The 21153-nt window shown below is 41.6% G+C and carries 17 protein-coding genes and 4 tRNA genes; 1 reads left to right on the top strand and 20 read right to left on the bottom strand.

The window, feature by feature from the left end; all coding sequences use genetic code 11:
- Positions 1-203: 203 nt before the first annotated feature.
- A complete protein-coding gene (locus QNH43_RS27405; RefSeq protein ID WP_283916436.1) occupies positions 204-1652 on the bottom strand; it encodes a DEAD/DEAH box helicase in 1449 nt (482 codons plus the stop codon).
- A gap of 297 nt (positions 1653-1949) precedes the next feature.
- Between QNH43_RS27405 and QNH43_RS27410 the strand changes: the two genes are divergently transcribed.
- Entirely contained in the window at positions 1950-2282 is a 333-nt protein-coding gene (locus QNH43_RS27410; protein ID WP_063234288.1) for a heme oxygenase, read from the top strand.
- Between the two features lie 62 nt (positions 2283-2344).
- On the opposite strand, the gene rlmN is transcribed toward QNH43_RS27410, so the two are convergent.
- The 19 genes from rlmN to QNH43_RS27505 form a co-directional block, all read right to left on the bottom strand.
- Positions 2345-3412, bottom strand: coding sequence for a dual-specificity RNA methyltransferase RlmN (gene rlmN / locus QNH43_RS27415; RefSeq protein ID WP_283916437.1), 1068 nt, complete (start codon positions 3410-3412; stop codon positions 2345-2347).
- A gap of 77 nt (positions 3413-3489) precedes the next feature.
- On the bottom strand, positions 3490-3969 hold the full coding sequence (rlmH, locus tag QNH43_RS27420; protein ID WP_063234290.1) for a 23S rRNA (pseudouridine(1915)-N(3))-methyltransferase RlmH: 480 nt from the start codon (positions 3967-3969) through the stop codon (positions 3490-3492).
- A 616-nt stretch (positions 3970-4585) separates the two neighbouring features.
- Complete coding sequence (locus QNH43_RS27425; protein ID WP_065310847.1) at positions 4586-4747, bottom strand: CxxH/CxxC protein; 162 nt, start codon at positions 4745-4747, stop codon at positions 4586-4588.
- A gap of 174 nt (positions 4748-4921) precedes the next feature.
- A complete protein-coding gene (locus tag QNH43_RS27430; protein WP_283916438.1) occupies positions 4922-6133 on the bottom strand; it encodes a S1C family serine protease in 1212 nt (403 codons plus the stop codon).
- Positions 6134-6387: 254 nt separating this feature from the next.
- Positions 6388-7182, bottom strand: coding sequence for an MBL fold metallo-hydrolase (locus QNH43_RS27435; RefSeq protein ID WP_283916439.1), 795 nt, complete (start codon positions 7180-7182; stop codon positions 6388-6390).
- Between the two features lie 6 nt (positions 7183-7188).
- Positions 7189-7986, bottom strand: coding sequence for a two-component system regulatory protein YycI (locus QNH43_RS27440; protein WP_283916440.1), 798 nt, complete (start codon positions 7984-7986; stop codon positions 7189-7191).
- The gene (locus tag QNH43_RS27445; RefSeq protein WP_283916441.1) at positions 7973-9310 is read right to left on the bottom strand and encodes a YycH family regulatory protein; all 1338 of its coding nucleotides are present in this window, start codon (positions 9308-9310) and stop codon (positions 7973-7975) included. The genes QNH43_RS27440 and QNH43_RS27445 overlap by 14 nt, the downstream gene beginning before the upstream one ends.
- Positions 9307-11139, bottom strand: a complete 1833-nt coding sequence (walK, locus tag QNH43_RS27450) for a cell wall metabolism sensor histidine kinase WalK (RefSeq protein WP_283916442.1) — start codon at positions 11137-11139, stop codon at positions 9307-9309. Before walK ends, QNH43_RS27445 begins: the two co-directional genes overlap by 4 nt.
- Before the next feature lie 5 nt (positions 11140-11144).
- Positions 11145-11852, bottom strand: a complete 708-nt coding sequence (gene yycF / locus QNH43_RS27455; RefSeq protein ID WP_034316131.1) for a response regulator YycF — start codon at positions 11850-11852, stop codon at positions 11145-11147.
- Positions 11853-12130: 278 nt separating this feature from the next.
- Positions 12131-13549 (bottom strand): peptidoglycan DD-metalloendopeptidase family protein, encoded by a 1419-nt coding sequence (locus QNH43_RS27460; RefSeq protein ID WP_283916443.1) that lies wholly within the window; start codon positions 13547-13549, stop codon positions 12131-12133.
- 409 nt (positions 13550-13958) lie between these two features.
- Positions 13959-14031: transfer RNA gene (locus tag QNH43_RS27465), tRNA-Phe, on the bottom strand.
- A gap of 28 nt (positions 14032-14059) precedes the next feature.
- Positions 14060-14135: transfer RNA gene (locus QNH43_RS27470), tRNA-Asp, on the bottom strand.
- A gap of 23 nt (positions 14136-14158) precedes the next feature.
- A tRNA-Glu gene (locus tag QNH43_RS27475) sits at positions 14159-14230 on the bottom strand.
- A gap of 8 nt (positions 14231-14238) precedes the next feature.
- Positions 14239-14314 (bottom strand) — tRNA-Lys (locus QNH43_RS27480).
- Between the two features lie 267 nt (positions 14315-14581).
- Positions 14582-15874 (bottom strand): adenylosuccinate synthase, encoded by a 1293-nt coding sequence (locus tag QNH43_RS27485; RefSeq protein ID WP_076368493.1) that lies wholly within the window; start codon positions 15872-15874, stop codon positions 14582-14584.
- 291 nt (positions 15875-16165) lie between these two features.
- Positions 16166-17530, bottom strand: coding sequence for a replicative DNA helicase (dnaB, locus tag QNH43_RS27490; RefSeq protein WP_076368494.1), 1365 nt, complete (start codon positions 17528-17530; stop codon positions 16166-16168).
- 140 nt (positions 17531-17670) lie between these two features.
- Positions 17671-18120, bottom strand: a complete 450-nt coding sequence (gene rplI / locus QNH43_RS27495; RefSeq protein ID WP_076368495.1) for a 50S ribosomal protein L9 — start codon at positions 18118-18120, stop codon at positions 17671-17673.
- The gene (locus QNH43_RS27500) at positions 18117-20087 is read right to left on the bottom strand and encodes a DHH family phosphoesterase (RefSeq protein WP_283916444.1); all 1971 of its coding nucleotides are present in this window, start codon (positions 20085-20087) and stop codon (positions 18117-18119) included. Before QNH43_RS27500 ends, rplI begins: the two co-directional genes overlap by 4 nt.
- 42 nt (positions 20088-20129) lie before the next feature.
- Positions 20130-21077 (bottom strand): YybS family protein, encoded by a 948-nt coding sequence (locus tag QNH43_RS27505; protein WP_283916445.1) that lies wholly within the window; start codon positions 21075-21077, stop codon positions 20130-20132.
- Between the last annotated feature and the right edge of the window lie 76 nt (positions 21078-21153).

Genomic DNA, 21153 nt, shown 5'->3' on the forward strand with positions numbered 1-21153 from the left:
GCGTTATCCTTCCTCATATACCACTCTATTTTGTCGGATAAACAGAATTCAAAAAAAGAATCTTCACGGTAGGTAGGTCATTGGGGGATAGGTGGAATGCTTCCCGTCCCCAGTTTTGAAACACTTAAGACGGATCATTAACATATAAAAAAGAAGCGGGAGACCGATATTTCGATCTTCCCGCTTCTTTTCATTCAACACCTTTACTTCTTAAAAGCCTCTGAAACCTTCAAAAGTTTGCCTTTTACTTTCGTATTTTTCATCACTTTCAAGACAAGCGGTCCCTTTTCATTCAATATTTCCACATAAGAAACATTGTCCTGGATCGTAATGATCCCAATGTCCTCTGCATTCACTCCATCAATCTTTGCGATGGTTCCGACAAAATCCACAGCCCTGAGTTTCTTTTTCTTGCCGCCATTAAAATACAACTTCATGATTTGTTTATTCAACTGTTCACTTTTATCTTTTTTGATCTTGGGACGAGCTTCCAGTTTCGCTTCGAATTCCAATTTTTTATTGGAGACTTCCTCTTTTGAAGGAACAGTCATTTTAGGGATTTCAAAACCGATATATCCTTGAATCTCAGCAAGGAATTTGTCTTCGTACGGCGTCATAAAAGTAATGGCTTTTCCTTTTTTACCGGCACGGCCCGTTCTTCCAGTTCGATGTACGTAACTTTCCTTTTCCAATGGCAGGTCATAGTTAATCACATGGGTTATATTGTCGATGTCAATTCCACGCGCAGCAACATCTGTCGCAACCAAATAGCGGAATTCACCTCTTCTGAATTCATTCATCACTGCAAGGCGATCTTCCTGAAGCATGCCGCCGTGTATCATATCACACGGATATTCCAGTTCCAGCAGCTGTTCACATACTTGATCTACCCTATCTTTCGTCCGACAGAAAATGATGCAGCTATCGGGGTTTTCCGTGATGGTGACGTCTCTAAGCAGGGAAAACTTATCATCTTCTTTCACTTCAATAAGAGCATGTTCAATTTTCTCCGTCGTTAAGCCCTTTGCTTTGATTTCAATATCCAAAGGATCTTTCATATATTGCTTGCATAGCTTTTTTATACTCTCAGGTAACGTAGCAGAGAACAGCATGGTTACTCTATCTTTCGGAAGCTCTTTAATAATGGCTTCCACTTGTTCAATGAAGCCCATATTCAGCATTTCATCCGCTTCATCAATAACTAAATGAGTTAAGCGTTCCAAGGCGAGTGTCCCTTTCTCGATATGATCCAGAACACGCCCCGGAGTTCCAACGACTACATGGCTTTTTTGTTTCAATTCCGCTTTTTGCTGTGCGAATGGATGTTTTCCATAAACCGCAGTAGCCTTTATCCTTTTAAATCTGCCTATATTCGTAATATCCTCTTTAACCTGTACAGCAAGCTCGCGTGTCGGTGTTAAAATAAGCGCCTGAGGCTTATTCTCCTCCCAATCGACCATTTCGCAGATCGGTATGCCGAATGAAGCGGTCTTGCCGCTTCCCGTTTGGGATTTAACGACTAGATCCCGCTTTTTCAGCGCCACTGGTATCACTTCACGCTGTACTTCGGTTGGACTTTGATATCCCAAGCTTTCTAATGCCCTTATAATTTCATCGCTTAATGTATAATCAGTAAAACTCAATTCATTCATATGACAGCCTCTTTTGTTGTTTAGTATATTGCTTTATTGTTTCCATAATCGTAATTTCCTTATACAAGGTTCTATTATACGCTATATGCATCGATAAACCTTGTACTAACCAAATTTCAATTGCCTTATTTCAATATAATGAAACGTTCGTCTTCATTAAAACAACGGTCATCAGGATATCATGATCTGAGTTAATCAAAATGGACCCTGCTTCTTTCAATATGCTAAAATATGTATGATATAAAAGCCGAAATAGGGTGTAGTTTCTAAACCGATGTCCAAAAGGAGTGCTGATTTATGATAATCGTAACGAATAGAATCAGAGTCAAAAAAGGGATGGGTGCAGTCATGGCCCCAGGATTTACTGCACCAGGTCCACTTGATACTACGGAAGGCTTCGTAAAAGTTGAAGTATTATTAACGCAGAATTTGTCGGACCACGATGAACTGAGCGTTAATATGTACTGGGAAAACCTTGATAACTTTACTGCTTGGAGAAATAGCGATGCATTCAAAGCTGCACATAAACGGCCTGAACCAGGTTCCGGTGAAGCAAAAAAAGAATCTCCAATTCTAGGCAGCGAGCTTACAACGTATGAAGTCGCCTCGGTAAAGGAAATAGCTAAATAATAAAATCACACAAAAAGAGGCCGCAAAATATGCGGCCTCTTTCTGTGTTTTCTCTTAGTGAATTACTGGGCTTCAGCCTTCTTTATTTGCTTGCTTCTAAGCTGGCCGCAAGCTGCATCAATATCCGTTCCATGTTCTTGGCGGATTTTACAATTTACGCCTCTCTTTTTCAGCGTATCATAAAACGCGAGAACGGACTCTTTTTCACTTCTTTGATATTGACTATGCTCATCTACAGGATTATATGGAATCAGGTTGACATAGAGCCGATGTTTTTTGTCCTCAAGAAGAGTGGCGAGTTGCTCGGCTTCTTCTTGATGGTCATTGACATCTTTCAATAGGATATATTCAATCGTAATTCTCCTATTCGTTTTCTCTAAATAATAATCAAGAGATTTCATCAATTTTTCTATCGGGATACCTCGGTTTATTTTCATGATCTGTGTCCTGAGCTCATTATTCGGCGCATGCAATGAGATGGCCAGATTCACCTGTAATTGGGTATCGGTGAATTCATAAATCTTATTGGCAAGACCGCTCGTCGAAACAGTAATGCGCCTGCCCGCTATAGCAAGGCCCTTATGGTCCATGAGCACCTTCAAAAAGTCCAACATATTTTCAAAGTTATCGAACGGTTCGCCAATACCCATTACAACAACATGGCTTACAACATCCTCTTGTTCCAATTTATCCAGATGAAGTTGAACGTTCATGATTTGTTCCACTATTTCCCCGCTGGATAAATCACGGCTTTTGGCCAATAATCCACTGGCACAGAAACTGCAGCCAATATTGCAACCCACTTGGGTGGTGACGCAAACCGAAATTCCGTATTTATGTCTCATCATGACCGTTTCGATAAGATTTCCATCCTGTAATTTAAACAAAAACTTGATCGTACCATCCGCTGATTCTTGCTTGACGTGCTGAGTCAAAGTCTGGATGACAAAGTGCTCTTCAAGTAATTTTATGCACTCTTTATTTACATCCGTCATTTCAGAGAAACTCGTCACACGTGTTCTATAAAGCCACTCCCAGACTTGGGAAGCTCTGAATTTTTTATGGCCATGGTCCGAAAGCCACGCTGTCAATTGTTCGAATGTTAAACCATAAATGGACTCTTTATTCATTCGTTACCCTCTTTTCATTACATTAAGATTTAATATGTTATCCCATTAACCTTACGGGGAATTCCCCCGTAGTCATTTCATTTATGATAAGGTTCATTTCTATTTATCCGAAAAGCCCGATATATTTGCTCCACCAGAACCAGTTTCATTAATTGATGCGGAAAGGTCATTTTCGAGAAGGAAAGGGCATAATCGCTTCTTGATAACACCTCGGTGCCAAGCCCAAGCGATCCGCCGATAATAAAGGCAATTTTGCTCTTTCCATAGGTGGCGAGCTGATCCATATGAGTGGCCAGCTGCTCTGAAGTAAGCTGTTTTCCATTGATTTCAAGCGTTATTACGTAGGTGTCAGGGCTGACTTTCGCCAGGATTCGTTCACCCTCCTTTTGCTTTACAATGTCCATGTCCGCTGCACTCAGGTTCTCCGGGGCTTTTTCATCCGGTACTTCGACAAGTTCTATATTAGCATAGGCGCTTAACCTTTTAGTATATTCAGCAATTCCTTGCTTTAAGTATTTTTCCTTTAGCTTGCCAACAGTAATAATCGTTATTTTCATATATATCCTCTAGCTTTCATTATGTTTTTACTATCAATTGTTGGATTTGCCTACCTATTATCATACCTTACAGTGCCCTATAAGCAAAACAAGCATATCCTTTCCAATTTTTAATGCATTTTAAAATAAGGCTGTTTTCGCATACTTTGTTGCTATTTACCAAGTAAAGCAGTGTGGTTGATTTCCCCTCCAGATGCTCGCTTTCCACGGGGCGGGCGGTGAGCCTCCTCGGTGTAAACGCCTGTGGGGTCTCACCTGTCCCGCTGCTCCCGCAGGAGTCTCGCACTTGCGCTCCAATCAACCTGAAATCGTTTCGTTTTAAAAACAACAATCTTTACGAAAAGAGCCTAAAATAAAAACCGCTGCCCCTGAAAGCGGCAACGGTAACTTTCATTATTTTTTAATGTGTATTGAAGAAATTAGAGTCGACTTAGTTAAATCCGATGCAGAATTATGTTGATTATTCGTACAATCAAAAGCACGAATCTAAACCATTTCACACGCCGCTTCATTCTTCGGAAAATGTTAAGAACATGTTAAGAACAGGTTACGAACATGTTATCCACAAAAGTTATCCACATATCCACAAAATCTATCCACATCTTGTATGGGAATATTAGTTCCCTACTAGATATATTGCCACGTTTCGACAATATTCACAGGTTGTTGATAACTGATTTTCTTCGGGAACCAGCGTTAAAACAGGATAGGTTTCACATTCGTATACCACTTCATCCAGCGCCATATCCACGTGTTCCTGACAGCAATATAATTTCATCTTTCATATCTCCTTTCCCACTCATTATTCCCAGTACTTCCATTCCAATTATCCACAAATTACATGAGATTATTAATTTAAGTATATATCCACAGGTAATCGTAACAAAAAATAAGAAAATCGCAAGGAAATAGAAAGGACAGGAGGCATTTTTCCCCCTGTCCTTTTGTGCTTTTAGATTTCGCTGCTTGAAAGTTTGACTTCCGCAGTTTCTTTCTTTCCGTCACGGTAATAAATGATTTTGACTTTATCACCGATTTTCTTTTCGTTGTAAAGGTATTTTCGTAATTCCACAACGTCATGAATTTTTTCATTATCCATTCCAACAATGACGTCAAATTCCTTCAATCCGGCTTTGGATGCTGGAGAGTTGCTTTGAACGCCTGTTATTGCAACGCCAGATGTAACTTTCCTTGGTAACTTTAATGTATTTTGTTGATGGTATTGGGAAATCTCTTCTACAGATGCCAAGTTCACACCCAAGTAGGCACGTTTCACTTCACCAAATTCCTCTATATCATTAATAATCGGTATAACTGAATCAATCGGAATGGAAAGACCGATTCCTTCCACTGCATTTTCCGCAATCTTCATCGAATTTATTCCGATGACCTGCCCTGACATATTTACGAGTGCCCCCCCGCTGTTACCTGGGTTAATCGCCGCATCGGTCTGGATGACCTCCGCATTCCAGTCCACTTGTCCGTCCTCATTGATATCCACCTCTATCGTACGCTCCAAACCGGAGATGATCCCTTGTGTGATCGATCCAGAGAATTGGAGGCCTAATGGATTGCCAATGGCAATTACGGGCTCACCAGGTTTCAATTTGCTGGATTTCCCGAATTCAGCAATGGTTTTGATTTTATCACCATTCACGACAATGACAGCTAAATCTGTCCATGGGTCACTACCTTGTAGTTCAGCTGGTAATTTAGTGCCATCACTTAATGTAACTTCCAGTTCATTGGCGCCTTCAATGACGTGATTATTCGTGACGATATAGGCTTTGCCCCCATCTTTTTTGTAGACGACTCCAGAACCAGTGCCAGCTTCTGCCGAACTGTCCTCGGCGTTGCTCCCTTGACCCCAGAAGTTCGTTTCCTGAATGTTAGTGATCCCGACTACTGCGTCGCTGGCCTTATCAACAGCATTTGTGACAGCACTTGTTACATCAAGAGTAAGGTTTTGCTGGGACTGCTCCGCAGGCTCATTCTCTGTTGATTTCTCCGTTGTAATTTCGTTATCATCGTTATTTAACAGCCCGCTTCCCGGTAAAATAAGTAAGGCCCCGATGATGACGCCCCCCAAGCCTGCTAGAAAATAGCCCGTATAGCCTTTTTTCCGTTTATTTTGGTTCTCATCATTCTGATCATAATAACCCAAGACCGCCCCATCCTCTCATTTTAGGAATGTATTATAGCAATTCTATTGTTTGGTATCCTCTCTCAATTATACTCAATTACCGAATTTTTTCTAAAAAAATGAATGCTTTTATTTAAGGGAATAAAGCCGTTTTCCTTTTACCTATACAGTTCTAACCAAACGATACCCCTTTTAATCCGATTCGTAACTTACGAATCGGAATTTTTAAAAATAAAAAAGGAATGAACAAGGTATCCCTCATCCATTCCTTTTATTTATAACGTAACAAGCTCCGTTGGTCTTTTCGGGTCAGTATCATATAAGGAAAATTGTTCGCCAACGATGATCCCCTTTGTCTTTAACGTCTGTTCCACCGACATTCTTGCTAGATCCTTCATATTGTTATCAAGGCTTAAGTGGGCCAAGTAAATCCGCTTGGTCTTATCACCTGCCACTTCACTCATTGCAAGGGCAGCGTCTTCATTACAAACATGTCCGACATCACTTAAAATCCGGCGCTTGATGCTCCACGGATATTTTCCCATCCTCAGCATGGACACATCATGGTTACTTTCAAATACATAAGCATCGGCATTCGAGATGATTCCTTTCATCCGGTCACTTACGTACCCTGTATCGGTAATGACCACAAGTTTCTTATCCTCATGATGAAAGACGTAAAACATCGGCTCTGCCGCATCATGTGAAACGCCAAAAGATTCTATATCAAGACTGCCGAACGTTTTGACCTGTTCCATTTCAAATGTGAATTTTTGTTCGGTTGAAATTTCACCGATTGATCGATCCATGGCATTCCATGTTTTTGCATTCGCATATATCGGGAGTTTATGTTTTCTGGCAACCACGCCAAGACCTTTAATATGGTCGCTGTGTTCATGGGTAACGAGGATACCGGATAACTTCGACATATCACGGCCTATATCCTGAAACAATGCTTCCAGGGCTTTACCGCTTAAGCCGGCATCGACAAGGAATGATTGATCCTCCGTTTCCACGAAAAAGGCATTTCCTGTACTCCCGCTTGCGAGAACACTAAAATGCATTGTCATCTTTACTCACTCCAGTATTTTTTCTTCTGTATTCAATTCAATGACCTCTCCATCAAAAGCATTCACGAAGAGATCCGTTTCGTCATCAATGACCACCCACCATGTTGGCACAAGTAAATGTGACACAGATGTCGTCTGAAGCGAATTATAAAAGCCCAGTTTTACATTCGTGACTTTGCTTTTGGGATCAATATCACCATTCTGATACAATTGTCCAATAGCAGTTAATGCAGATACCAATTCTTTAGGTTTATTGAATTTTTCGATGCCCTCTAAATACATCTGTTCATAGGAAACGATTTCACCCTTCTTGTTCAGATATAAAGTGACCTTCCCTTTACTATTATTATAAAACATCTTTTTATCTGCCACTTGATAGCAGATGATGGTCTGGTTGATTTCATCATAGCTCCAAAAATGATACTCACTTCCATTTAAAATATACTCCTTCAGGAATATATCAAGGTCTGCAGCATGAACTTCCGCTTTCATGCCAACCGGTGTTTTAAATGTACCCACAAGCTTCTTATCATCGATGATTTTTGCTTTTTGGTTTTTCAGGTGCTCAATATCCTTCTTCTCGAAAGTCTTGCTTTGGGCAATCAGGAATTGATCCTTCAACTTTTGTTTCGGAAGTGGGGTTTCTATTGAAATCTCATCTTCTTTCAACAGTTCCTCCGTTGAGGACTCCGTGAAGCTTTCATATTGGGAGTCATTAATCTTTTCCAGGAATTGATAAAGAAGAAAAATATTCAAAATGAAGAAAACCATGATGAAAATCGACTTTGTATTATTCCAATCCACTTTGATCGCCTCCCGAATCTTCTTCAAAAGGCACAATAAACCATTTATCGCCGATACGATAATACCAAGTGGGATCGAGTGTAACCAGTGTTACAAGTTTGGAATCGAGGGATTTATTCAGTTTATAGCCAATCGAGATGTCCTCCACGCTTTTGAAATCGATATTATCCATCGATTTCAGCTTATTCAATACTTCTCTACCGCTTGGTAAAATTACTACCGCTCCTTCTGACGGGAGGACTGAGTCAAGTGAAAAGTATGGGCGGTCATAGCTATAAATTTCTTCTTTCCCCCAAATTTGCTCGATTTCTGTCATCCCAGATTCATTGAAGGCCGGATAACCATTTACGAATAAGCGGAATACCACTCGTTGTTCATTCTCCGACATATAGGCAAAGCGGTAATTGTTATCTTCCCAACCGTCATGATCATTGATGAAATCAATGCTTTTTTGCAAAAGGTCACTGGAACTGCCAAATAGCTTGCTCTTTTGTGCCGGATTGATATAAGAAATAAGGTAATGATCTTTATTGACCGTCATAAGTCTTGTTCCATCCGTGTATTCCTCACCGACCGAAACGGGTTCCTGGCGTACGAACTTCGGAAAAATAAATAACGCATTTTTCAAGTTCCCAATATCCAAGTAATCAATATAATACTCAAGTTTGTTGATCTCCACTGGCTTTTCCGGAACGAACAGCGTCCTTTTGCTGTTTATGGTTTCGGCCGTGTATTCAGGGTGCTTATCGTATGAACCACTATAAAATGAATCCATGAAATTCCTTAGTTTTTTAGTGTCGACCATCCCTTGATAAATCTTCTCTTGCTCGTAGGAAACAAAATAAACGGCAGATTCCTTACCACGGATATCCTTTTGTTTAATGATGATTCGATCGAATGAAAATCCAGGCACTTCCTTATCCGTTATATTCAATACCGTTTTATAAAGGGCGATGGGTATATCATCGGTAAATTCTATTTCAATCGACCCATCTTCATGGACAAAATCGTCAAATTTCCTTTGCAGCCTTTTTACGGATACCTCTTTTATGCCGCTGAAACGCCATTGCGAAAATTCTTTTTCCATTTCATTTATTTCCACCGGATTGGAAGTCTGGAAATGCTGCCCATTGCCATGGAAAAGGATACTGACTGGTTTAATGACATCACTGACAATCTGGACATCGCTTTTAATCCTTATAAATTCCGACGATTGTTCAAATGGATCATATTCAGGCTCGTACGTCCAAATGCTCCATGTCAAAAAAATGCTTGTCCCAACCAAAATAGTCAGTATGATACTTTTTGCACGTTCAAAATTCATGACCAATCATCCTCTTCTTCCTGTTCGTAAGGAAGTGTAAAGAACACGGTAGTTCCTTTTCCATCCACACTTTCCGCCCATATTTTCCCGCCATGCGCCACGACCATCTCTTTTGCAATGGCTAAACCAAGCCCTGTCCCGCCTAAGTTACGGGCCCTTGCTTTATCCACACGGTAGAAGCGGTCAAATATTTTATCAATGACGTTTTTCGGGATACCCACTCCTTGATCTGTAATGCTCACAATGATAAAGCCATCAGATGCCCTGACGCGGAAAGTCACTTGACCCCCTTCAGGTGAGTACTTTAAGGAGTTGGAGATTACATTATAGAGAACCTGGGTGATTTTATCTTCATCAATATCCACAAAATAAGCTTCCTTCGGCAAATCACGTTTAAACGTGATGTCATCATTTTTCGACATTTCAAAACGATCGATGATGTGGTCATAGAATTTATTGAAATTCACCCAGCCCGTTTTAAGCCTGTAATCTTTACTGTCCATTTTCGAAAGCTGTAACAGATCATTAACAAGCCTGATCATTCGCTCCGTTTCATTTTGGGTAACGCTTAAAAAGGATGGAGCGATTTCCTCGTCCTTCCATGCACCTTCAGCCAATGCTTCCAGGTAACTTCTCATCGTCGTTAACGGTGTTCGCAGTTCATGTGATACATTGGCAACAAACTCCCTGCGTTCGCTCTCGATTTTTTCCTGCTCTGTTATATCATGCAAAACAGTAATCAAACCATTGACGAAACCCGTTTCCTTTTGAATGACCGAAAAGTTCCCCCTCAAAATGTAAGGCCGGTTTTTTTTGCTGTAATCAAGGATAATGGACTCTCGTTCTTCCAGTAAATCCTCAAATTTATATTCTTCTTCAAGACCCAAAACCTCAATGATCGGTTGGTTCATGACGGTTTCACTCGAGACATCCAATAATCGTGCCGCCGGTTCATTGATCAAGTTCACCCGACCGCGCCTGTCCGTTGAAATTACACCATCGGTCATATTGGCAAGGACAGATGAAAGCTTACGCCGCTCTCCTTCTGTGCTTGATTGCGATTCTTGAAGCTTTTTGGTCAAATTATTGAAAGTGACGGCAAGCTGGCCAATTTCATCATCGCCATACACCCTAACTTTTCTGGAGAAATTTCCTTTCGCCATCACCAGGGCCTGTTTTCTCATATCGGACATCGGCCTTGTGATCGTTCGTGCGAGCAGGATCCCCAAGATGGCCGTAATGACTAGGGCGATGGCCGTCCCCGTCATGAAGATACTATTGATTTCATCCATCTGCTCAAAGACATTTTCCATCTCTGCTATTACATAGACGGCGCCAATGACCTCCCCATTTGCTTCAATGGGTGTTGAAAGGACCCAAAGCCGCCTGCCTGTTTTCTTGTCCCGAAATATATCACTATCTTCTTTTCCATAAATGAGCGTATTCTTAATAAGGACCTCCGTTGTCTTCTTCCCTACAATATCCTGGTTACTTGAGGCTGAAGTCCCGATCACGCGTCTGCTGCGGGTGTCGATGACACGCACTTCCGAAATATCATTCGATGAATTATCCCGGTCTTTCAATATCGTATCAATCGCTTCTTCGAGGGTTGGATCTTCCTCTCCCCTCTCTTTTTCCATTTCTTCACCAATACTGTAGGTAAGCAGGTTAACGTGACCTTTTATTGATTTCGTAAAGTTCCCGACAAGATTTTCTTCCAATTCCCCAACAAAATATACCCCGATTATTTGCATGGCTACGAAAATGAGCAATACATAAATCAGAACAAATTTAAAATGAATTGAGCGAAAAAAACCAACCTTTTTCATAGAGACTACTCCTGTTCAGGGTTACGCAGGTAATAACCGACCCCTCTTCTAGTTACAATCCAGCCAGGATGGCTTGGATTGTCTTCAATCTTCTCACGAAGACGTCTGACCGTTACATCGACCGTACGCACATCACCAAAATAATCATAGCCCCACACGGTTTGTAATAAGTGCTCCCTTGTCATGACCTGACCGATGTGCTTCGCTAAGTAATGAAGCAACTCAAATTCGCGATGCGTTAATTCAATCGTATCGCCCCGCTTGGATACCACATAGGCATCCGGATGGATAGTGAGCGTTCCTATCGTAATTTCCTTCGGTTCATTCTCTTGATCGGGAACCGGAACAGCTTGCTGACGTCTTAGGTTCGCCTTAACGCGGGCAATTATTTCCCGGGTACTGAATGGCTTTGTCACATAGTCGTCTGCACCAAGCTCCAATCCTAAGACCTTATCAATCTCTGAATCCTTTGCCGTTAACATGATGATCGGCGTTTCATACTTCTTCCTTACTTCCCTGCAAACTTCCATCCCATCGCGCTGCGGCAGCATGATATCAAGTAAAATCAAATCGGGTTGCCGTTCTTCTACCATTTTGAGGGCTTCATTGCCATCATAAGCACAAAAAACTTCATAGCCTTCCTTTTTTAGATTGAATTGTAATATATCAGCAATTGGCTTTTCGTCATCCACTACCAGAATCTTTTTATCCATGTACTTATCTCCTTTTTAATAACTGAACTGAATCTATTAAAAACCGTGTCCTTATCCGGGACCTTATTCACTTTTCCTTCTGCTTGCACCAAGCTGGCAACCTAGTTCAGCAAACTTACATATATATACCCAATAAAAGGGGCTGAACACCGGAATGAAAGCAAATTGTCTCTATTCTACTTTATCATTTTATAGGCATTAAATCACCTTTTTCCTATTATTCTCATCTATGTATGAAGCAAAGAAGTCTTCGAATATTTTTCGAAGACTTCCATCGATTACTGGCTTATATAGTTTAGCGGATTAACGAGAGACCCGTTTTTATATATTTCAAAATGGAGGTGGACACCGGTCGAGTTACCCGTTGAACCCATCATGCCAATCTTCATGCCTTTTTCAATCTTTTGTCCTGCTTGTACATCTATTGAATCCAAATGGGCATACACGGTCTTATACCCGTTATTATGATTGATCGTTATCTTATTTCCATATCCTCCGGAGTTTCCGGCAGTTTCGATTATCCCATGATCTGCTGCCGTTATCGTCCTGGTTGCTGGCCGGGCAATATCTATACCTTTGTGCAGTTTCCCCCAGCGCTGGCCCTGCTTACTGGAAATATAGCCCCCATCTGCAGGCCATGAATATGTACCGCTGCCTTGTGAAGGAATGACCTTGGTGCCTTTTCTGGTGATTTCTGTTTTGGCTTTTTCCGTGACTTCCTTTTTTACGATCGTTTCACTGATTTTCTTTCCGTTTGTTTCGGATACATTATAGGTGAACGCAAGAATCCCCTCATTCCCGATTTGTTCAGTGATGAGCTCGCCCTTTGGAAGTTCGTCATCCTCCTTCACTTTCTTTTCAAATGGAATTCTCTCTTCCTTAAATACTTCTCTTTCTACCATTACGTTCACATAGGGGATACGTTGGGTCACATAGAGACGCTCGCCCTCTTTAATACCTTTGTTCTCATCCTGTCCCGGATTTAGCTCCAGCAGGCGATCCAGGTCCATATCATGCTTAGTGGCAATGGCTTCAAGATCCTCATCTTCCTTTGCCTCATAGATCATCGTTCCTTCCTTTCCTTCTTCTATCATGGAAAGGGTTTTATCGACGCTCTTGATTTCGTCTGGATATACCATTGTCTCTTTAAACGTGACGGGAAGTGAAAACTCGATGTCCAGAATTCTACTTCCTGGCTCTTTTAACGAATCCGCATCTTTTTCACTTTCCTTTTTACCTGATTCATATTCAGCGTATTCCTCTTCATTCACATATAATAAAGTGATTTTCTCCAGAACGTCCTCGGCATCTTCCTTTGACGCAACATAAGCGACCGCCTGATTATCTATGTCGATTTCATACGCCTCTGCCTTCACATTCAACTGATCTTGAATTCCCTTGACAGCCTGATCCTCTTTTACCTCTTCATCGAATACCTCTTCAGGTACAAAAGTCAGCTGTGCCTCCTTATCGAATGTAAAGTCCGGATAATCTTCCTGTGCTTCTTCTACCTTATCGGCTACGATCTTTTCGATTTCCGTTTCATCCGTCACACTTCCGACGAATTCGTCGTTAAGATAAACATGCTGTATGGTTGCAGTTTCCGATATCCCGGCAGCAGTTGCCCGATTTCCTGCAAGCATTAAAATGACGGAAACCATCAACAGGATGGTCCCCTTGCCTTTTGAGCTAAACATATATTGTCCTCCTTAACGGCTCAGTCACCAATTAAGAAACTAATTAGTTTTATTTCGAGATTTATTAGTCCAATTTAAATATCCACATGCTTATGACTGATTTCTAATGATTTTTATCACTCATAACTCTACCATATTAAGAAAAAAAACAAGAAACAGACTTCATAATGTAATGGAACTGTATAAATGGTGACAACATGTACCAATAAATAGAGGAATGGGGCACGTTCAATAAACTGCAGAAAAAGGAGTGGACCTAGGCCCAGCATGGTTAAAAGCGAGTTATATGCCGAATTGGCCGAAATTGGTATGTTACAAATCGTTAACAATCTATTAACAAGATTTCATTCAAAATACATCTGGACTCAAAACAAAAAAACGCCCTAAAGGAAAGGCGTTTATAAAAGGATGGCTCAGGACGGAATCGAACCGCCGACACAAGGATTTTCAGTCCTTTGCTCTACCGACTGAGCTACTGAGCCAAATATTCTATTTTTAAAAAAAATAAAATGGCGGTCCCGACGGGAATCGAACCCGCGATCTCCTGCGTGACAGGCAGGCATGTTAACCGCTACACCACGGGACCAGTAAAGCATTTATATAAAGAAGTGACCCATACGGGATTCGAACCCGTGTTACCGCCGTGAAAGGGCGGTGTCTTAACCGCTTGACCAATGGGCCGGAAAAAATGGTGAGCCATGAAGGATTCGAACCTTCGACCCTCTGATTAAAAGTCAGATGCTCTACCAACTGAGCTAATGGCTCGTACTAATGAAATGTTTCTTTTCGGGATGTTAACTTAACATCCGTATCTTGTTAATGGCTTGTTCTATTGTGACGACGCTTTTGATAATATCATGGTTTATATAGTTTAGGCAATAGTTTTTTGAAATAAAATTATTTTTTTCTTATTTTTTTCATTTTCCAACAGTTTAATCCATTCATTCAGTATCCCGGACCTCCTGAATGTGACATATAATGCATTAATAACGAAAGAAGAGCCGGCAAAAAAGCCAGCTCCCTTTTCAAGAATTACGCTAGACGCCAAGGGCTTCTCACGACATTAGTTTGGTTACGGTCAGGACCGACAGAGAAAGTGGTCAAAGGAATGCCTACCAATTGAGATACGCGCTCTACATAGTGGCGAGCGTTCTCTGGAAGCTCATCCAATGATTTGCAACCTGTGATGTCTTCTGACCAGCCTGGTAGCTCTTCATAGACTGGTTTACATTCGCCAATCGCTTTCAAAGTCGCTGGTACCTCATGAATGATCTCGCCTTTATAGTCATAAGCCACACAAATTTTGACCGTATCAAGACCTGATAATACGTCTATCGAGTTCAATGATAGATCGGTAATCCCGCTGACACGGCGAGCATGGCGAACGACAACAGCGTCGAACCAGCCTACACGGCGCGGTCTGCCTGTAGTTGTACCATATTCACGGCCGATTTCCCGGATTTGGTTGCCGACTTCATCATGCAATTCTGTCGGGAAAGGACCATCGCCCACACGGCTTGTATATGCTTTACATACTCCAACCACATGGTTGATTTTCGTAGGACCTACACCAGAACCGATCGTAACTCCGCCTGCAACTGGGTTAGATGAAGTGACGAATGGGTATGTTCCTTGATCGATATCAAGCATGACACCTTGTGCCCCTTCGAATAATACCCGTTTCCCTTCATCAAGTGCATCATTCAATACAACGGATGTATCACAAACATATTTCTGCACTTGTTGTCCGTACTCATAGTATTCTTCCAAGATATCTTCGATTTTGAAACCTTCCGTTTCATAGAAACGTTCAAACATACGATTTTTTTCGACAAGATTTTGAGACAATTTTTCCTCGAAAATTTCACGGTCCAAAAGGTCTGCCATGCGGATCCCGTTACGAGCAGCTTTGTCCATATATGCAGGGCCGATTCCCTTTTTAGTCGTTCCAATTTTGTTGGCGCCTTTACGGTCTTCTTCGACTTCATCCAATTTGATATGGTAAGGAAGAATGACATGTGCACGGTTCGAGATACGAAGATTATCCGTACTCACACCATGGCTATGTAAATAAGCAAGCTCCTCTACAAGAGCTTTTGGATCAACCACCATACCATTTCCAATGACACAAATCTTATCACTATAAAAAATCCCTGACGGAATTAAATGCAGTTTATAGGTAACGCCGTTAAATTTTATTGTATGCCCTGCATTATTCCCACCTTGATAACGAGCGATGGCTTCCGCATTCTGGGATAGAAAATCTGTTATTTTACCTTTACCTTCGTCTCCCCATTGTGTACCGACTACTACAACTGATGACATCTGAATAAAGCACCTCCAAAGGTTCACGTAATACCGATCATTTTAACCGGTTCTTATCAAACAAACCTATTTTATCAATAATCCAAACTGGAAGTCAATACAAAATCCGAACAATACACTTTTCAATAAATACTTCGTTCGTAAATATGAGAAAATTCTTTCCGGTTTTACATTGGGTTTTGGATTGTCAATCATTATTGTACCCTTTGATTTCTTTTTCTATTATCATAAGGCCTTTTCTTTTTCCAAAAACAGAGAAAGCCCGCCATTGCAAAAATGGCAGGCAGTTCCCTATGCGCCTGGAGACATCGAATCATCATCGAAGCGGCGTTCGAGGTTAACGAATTTATTATATTCTTTTACGAATGCAAGCGAAACCGTGCCTACTGGACCATTACGCTGTTTCGCTATAATGATTTCGATGATATTTTTATTCTCGGATTCTTTATCATAATAATCATCACGGTATAAGAATGCGACGATATCGGCATCTTGCTCGATACTCCCGGATTCCCTGATATCAGACATCATCGGGCGCTTATCCTGACGCTGCTCCACTCCCCGCGATAGCTGTGAAAGGGCGATGACGGGCACTTTAAGTTCACGAGCGAGCGCTTTGAGTGAACGTGAAATCTCGGATACCTCTTGCTGACGGTTGTCGCCTGAACGTCCATCGCCTTGAATTAACTGCAGGTAATCGATCAATATCATGCCAAGGCCATGTTCCTGCTTCAAACGACGGCATTTTGAACGGATTTCACCAATCCTCACACCTGGTGTATCATCGATATAAATGCCGGCATTCGACAAGCTCCCCATCGCCATCGTCAGTTTACGCCAATCCTCATCAGTTAAGGAACCTGTACGTAAATTCTGGGCGTTGATATTCCCTTCAGCACAGAGCATACGCATAACGAGCTGCTCTGCACCCATTTCAAGACTGAAAATCGCTACATTCTCTTCCGTTTTGGTCGCAACGTTTTGAGCGATATTCAATGCAAAAGCGGTTTTACCAACCGAAGGACGGGCACCCACTATGATGAGGTCATTACGTTGGAACCCTGCTGTCATTCGATCCAGTTCAGCAAACCCTGTCGGTATTCCCGTGACATCCCCTGTACGGGTAGTCAAAACTTCTATGTTATCGTACGTCGAAACCAATACATCCTTAATATTTTGAAAAGACCCGGAATTCTTGCGCTGGGCCACTTCCATGATCGTTTTTTCTGCTTCCCCGAGCAGCTCCTCGACCTCGTCCTCGCGACTGTAGCCTTCCTGAGCGATATTGGTCGCTGTCCTGATCAAACGACGCAGCAATGACTTCTCCTCGACGATGCGGACATAATATTCAATATTGGCCGCGGTAGGCACCGATCCGGCCAATTCACTTAAATAAGAAACGCCGCCAACTTCTTCAAGGTTTTTTGTCGCAGCCAATTCCTCTGTCACCGTAATTAAATCGACAGCTTTTCCTTCGTCATTCAATTTAAGCATCACATTAAAGATTTTTTGATGAGAGCTTCTGTAAAAATCCTCCGGAATCAAAACTTCCGATGTAACGGTCAATGAAGAGGGCTCAAGAAAAATGGCTCCTAGCACTGCCTGTTCGGCTTCTATATTTTGAGGGGGAATCCTATCCTGAAATTGTTCTATCATATCTTAAAACCTCCCATTCTAAGAGGATACCTTTTATATGTTTCTAGTAAAAAAGAAAAAAGTGAAAGGACAACGTGCCCAATCACATTTTTCATCTATCTCTATTTTATCAATTTTTCACAGATATGAAACAGCTAAAATTAGTTAATTTCTTTCACATGCACAGTCAGTGTCGCAGTGACTTCAGGATGAAGCTTGACTGGAAGCTTTGTATGCCCTAAAGTGCGGATGCCTTCGGCAAGCTCCATTTTACGTTTATCAACCTTGATACCGTGTTTTTTCTGAAGCTCCGATGCAATTTGCTTAGTCGTGATGGAACCGAATAAACGCCCGCCCTCACCGGCTTTGGCAGATAGTTCAACCGTTAATTTCTCCAGCTGCACTTTCAATTCTTCAGCATGCTGCCGTTCTTCTGCCGCAAGTGATTCTTCTTTATTTTTCTGGGCTTCCAAAGTTTTTACATTTGAATTATTTGCTTCAACGGCCAATCCTTGTTTTAGCAGGAAATTATGGGCATAACCATCTGCAACATTTTTAACTTCCCCTTTTTTCCCTTTACCTTTTACGTCTTTCAGAAATATTACTTTCATTCTTTTTGTCCCCCTTCTAAATATTCATCAATAGCTACTTTCAATCGACTTTCGGCTTCATCAATGGAGCAAACCTGTTGAGTGGCGGCATTTGTTAAATGTCCGCCTCCATTCAACATTTCCATGATCACCTGTACATTGATATCACCAAGAGAACGCGCACTTATGCCAACTGTATCATCAGATCGCTTAGCCATTACGAAAGAAGCCGCAACGCCATCCATGGTCAATAGGGTGTCCGCAGCTTGAGCGATGAGCACCTGATTATGAACTTGATCGGTTTTTGCAGAGGCAATGGCAATTCCCTTTTTATAAAAGATGACTTCCTCAATGAGCTTCGAACGTTTGATATAGGTGTCCACGTCTTCTTTTAAGAATTTCTGGACAAGTACCGTATCGGCTCCATGCGCCCTTAGATAAGAGGCTGCATCGAAAGTGCGTGAACCTGTTCTTAAGGTGAAGCTTTTCGTATCGACGATGATACCTGCAAGAAGCGCCGTCGACTCCAGCATATCAATCTTTGAGCGTTTCGGTTGATATTCAAGCAGTTCAGTTACAAGTTCTGCTGTTGAAGATGCATATGGCTCCATATAGACGAGCAATGAATTCTTGATGAACTCCTCACCGCGGCGATGATGGTCGATGACTACAACCTTATCGATCCTATTCAATAACCGTTCTTCAATCACCATGGAAGGTTTATGTGTATCGACCACAACCAGCAAGGTCTCATCCGTAATCATTTCAAATGCATCATCAGGTGTTATGAACCGGGAATACAGCTCTTCTTTATTTTTGATCTCTTCCATTAAACGAAGGACACTGTTATCGAGCTGCTGGGTGTCGATGACAATATAGCCTTCACGTTCATTCATCTGGGCAACTTTCAAGATGCCAATCGCTGAACCGATTGCGTCCATATCCGGGTTTTTATGGCCCATGACAATGACTTTATCGCTATCAAGGACTATATCCTTCAATGCATGGGAAATGACACGTGCACGGACTCTCGTGCGTTTTTCCATCGGATTGGTTTTACCGCCATAGAATTTCACTTTTCCATTCGCTTGCTTTATCGCCACTTGGTCACCGCCCCGTCCTAGGGCGAGATCTAAGCTGGACTGGGCAAGCGAACCTAATTCCGGTAAGGATGACACGGCAGAGCCAACCCCGATGCTCAGAGTCAATGGTACATTTTGCTTGGCCGTCGTTTCCCTGATTTCATCCAAAATCGAAAATTTGCCCTTCTCAAGCTGATGAAGGATATGCTCATTGAAGACAGCGATGAATCGTTCCGAGGAAACCCGTTTAAAGAAAACGCCATTATCCCTTGCCCATTTATCAAGAAGTGAGGTGACCAAGCTATTAATGCTGCTTTTACGCTGATCATCCATACCCTGTGTCAAATCATCATAATTATCAAGAAGAATGATCGCAATTGCCGTCCGCTCATCTTCATATAATTTCTCAATTTCCACTTGCTCCGTTACATCAAAAAAGTAAAGAAGCCTTTCATCACGCTTATGGACCACCTTGAATTTCCGATCGTGGAGCGTAAGCGTCTCTGTCTCGATCTCTTGCTTGATCAACGGCACTATCGAGTCCGCAACATCGTATAGCGATCTTCCTGCCAAGGAATCTTCACTAAAACAAGAAGCCAGGAATGGATTGGTCCATTCAATGTAATAATCCTCATTAAAGAGCATGATCCCAATCGGCATTTCCAATAACGCTTCCTCGCCCACCTTCTTTAAACGATAGGATAAAGTCGTTATATACTCTTCTGTCTTTCGTTGCTTTTTTTCTACCATTCTTAATGTTAAATAAAATAAACCAGCAAGAATCAATAGTCCAACAAGTGCAATAACCCAATTATAATAAGCCAGTACGCCCAAAAGTAAAACGACTGCGGCCAGCACCCCATACAATGGGGACTTAATCGAGTATTCTTTCAAATAAGATGGCATAGTTTCAGCTCCTAAAAGCATCTGTTTTACAAAAAAAATCTTCTATTCCTTTTTCTTGATTGTCTCCCTAAAAGGAAAGCCTAAATCTATTATACCTAAAAATCGAACGGCCGTCGTAATAATCGGAATCGGCAGCAGCAAAGAAAAAACCACGATTAAAACAGGGATGGCCTTAGCCCATGACTTAACATGAGCGATATAGAATATCAGGGAATATCCTTGTAATAAAATGAAGAACTGCAGTATGAAAAATAGGTTCGTTATGGCCATATATACAAAACTGTTCTTGTCCGTATTCACAAAAAGAGCAAGAAGCATCGTAATTAAATAATACCATAAAAGGCTTTTCGGGAGTCGCAGATCTCGAAAATGGGGCCATTTTAACGCCTTATCACTGAATCTCTTCACAATGGGATGCGCCGCAAAGAAAATCAATAAAACCATGATGACGGACATCAAGACGAACAAACTTGGCATCAGAGTGTTCATCATATCGAGTGATTCATACAACCGCTTTTTGACTTGTTCCGTCGGTGCCTGTCCAAAGGAATCCATTATGCCGATAGTATTTTCGAGCGACCCCTCAGCCATGTTCATCGATTCTTCTATGTAATTAACATCCGTTATCAATACTGAAGCTGCATATATTAATAAAATGCCTCCCAGGAAGACAAGGACTGCGCTTATGAACATAGGTGCCATCGGTTTGTCCTTTTTCAAAAAATGGCCGATCGCGATTCCCGTTGCCCCCATGAGCAAGGTCAGCGGAACAGACAATATCGTCCCGATGAGGATCGACAATAACGAGGCTACAAATAAGTAACCAAGGCTCCACGATAGCTTTTGCTTGATTGTGACAAGTATGAATGGAATGGGTAAAAAGAAAGTAGTGAAAATACCCAATAGTGGGACTTGAATGGTGATGAACAATAAAATGCAATATAATGCCAGAAGGGCTCCGCCCTCGGCAATCCGTCTCCCGCTATTCATCTTTATTTCACCCCCTGTTATTATTGATGTCTTATCTCCATCTTTATATTGTATCCGTTACGGCCAGGATATTTCA

Origin of the sequence: Peribacillus simplex, from assembly GCF_030123325.1 — a bacterium.
Lineage (GTDB): Bacteria > Bacillota > Bacilli > Bacillales > DSM-1321 > Peribacillus > Peribacillus simplex_D.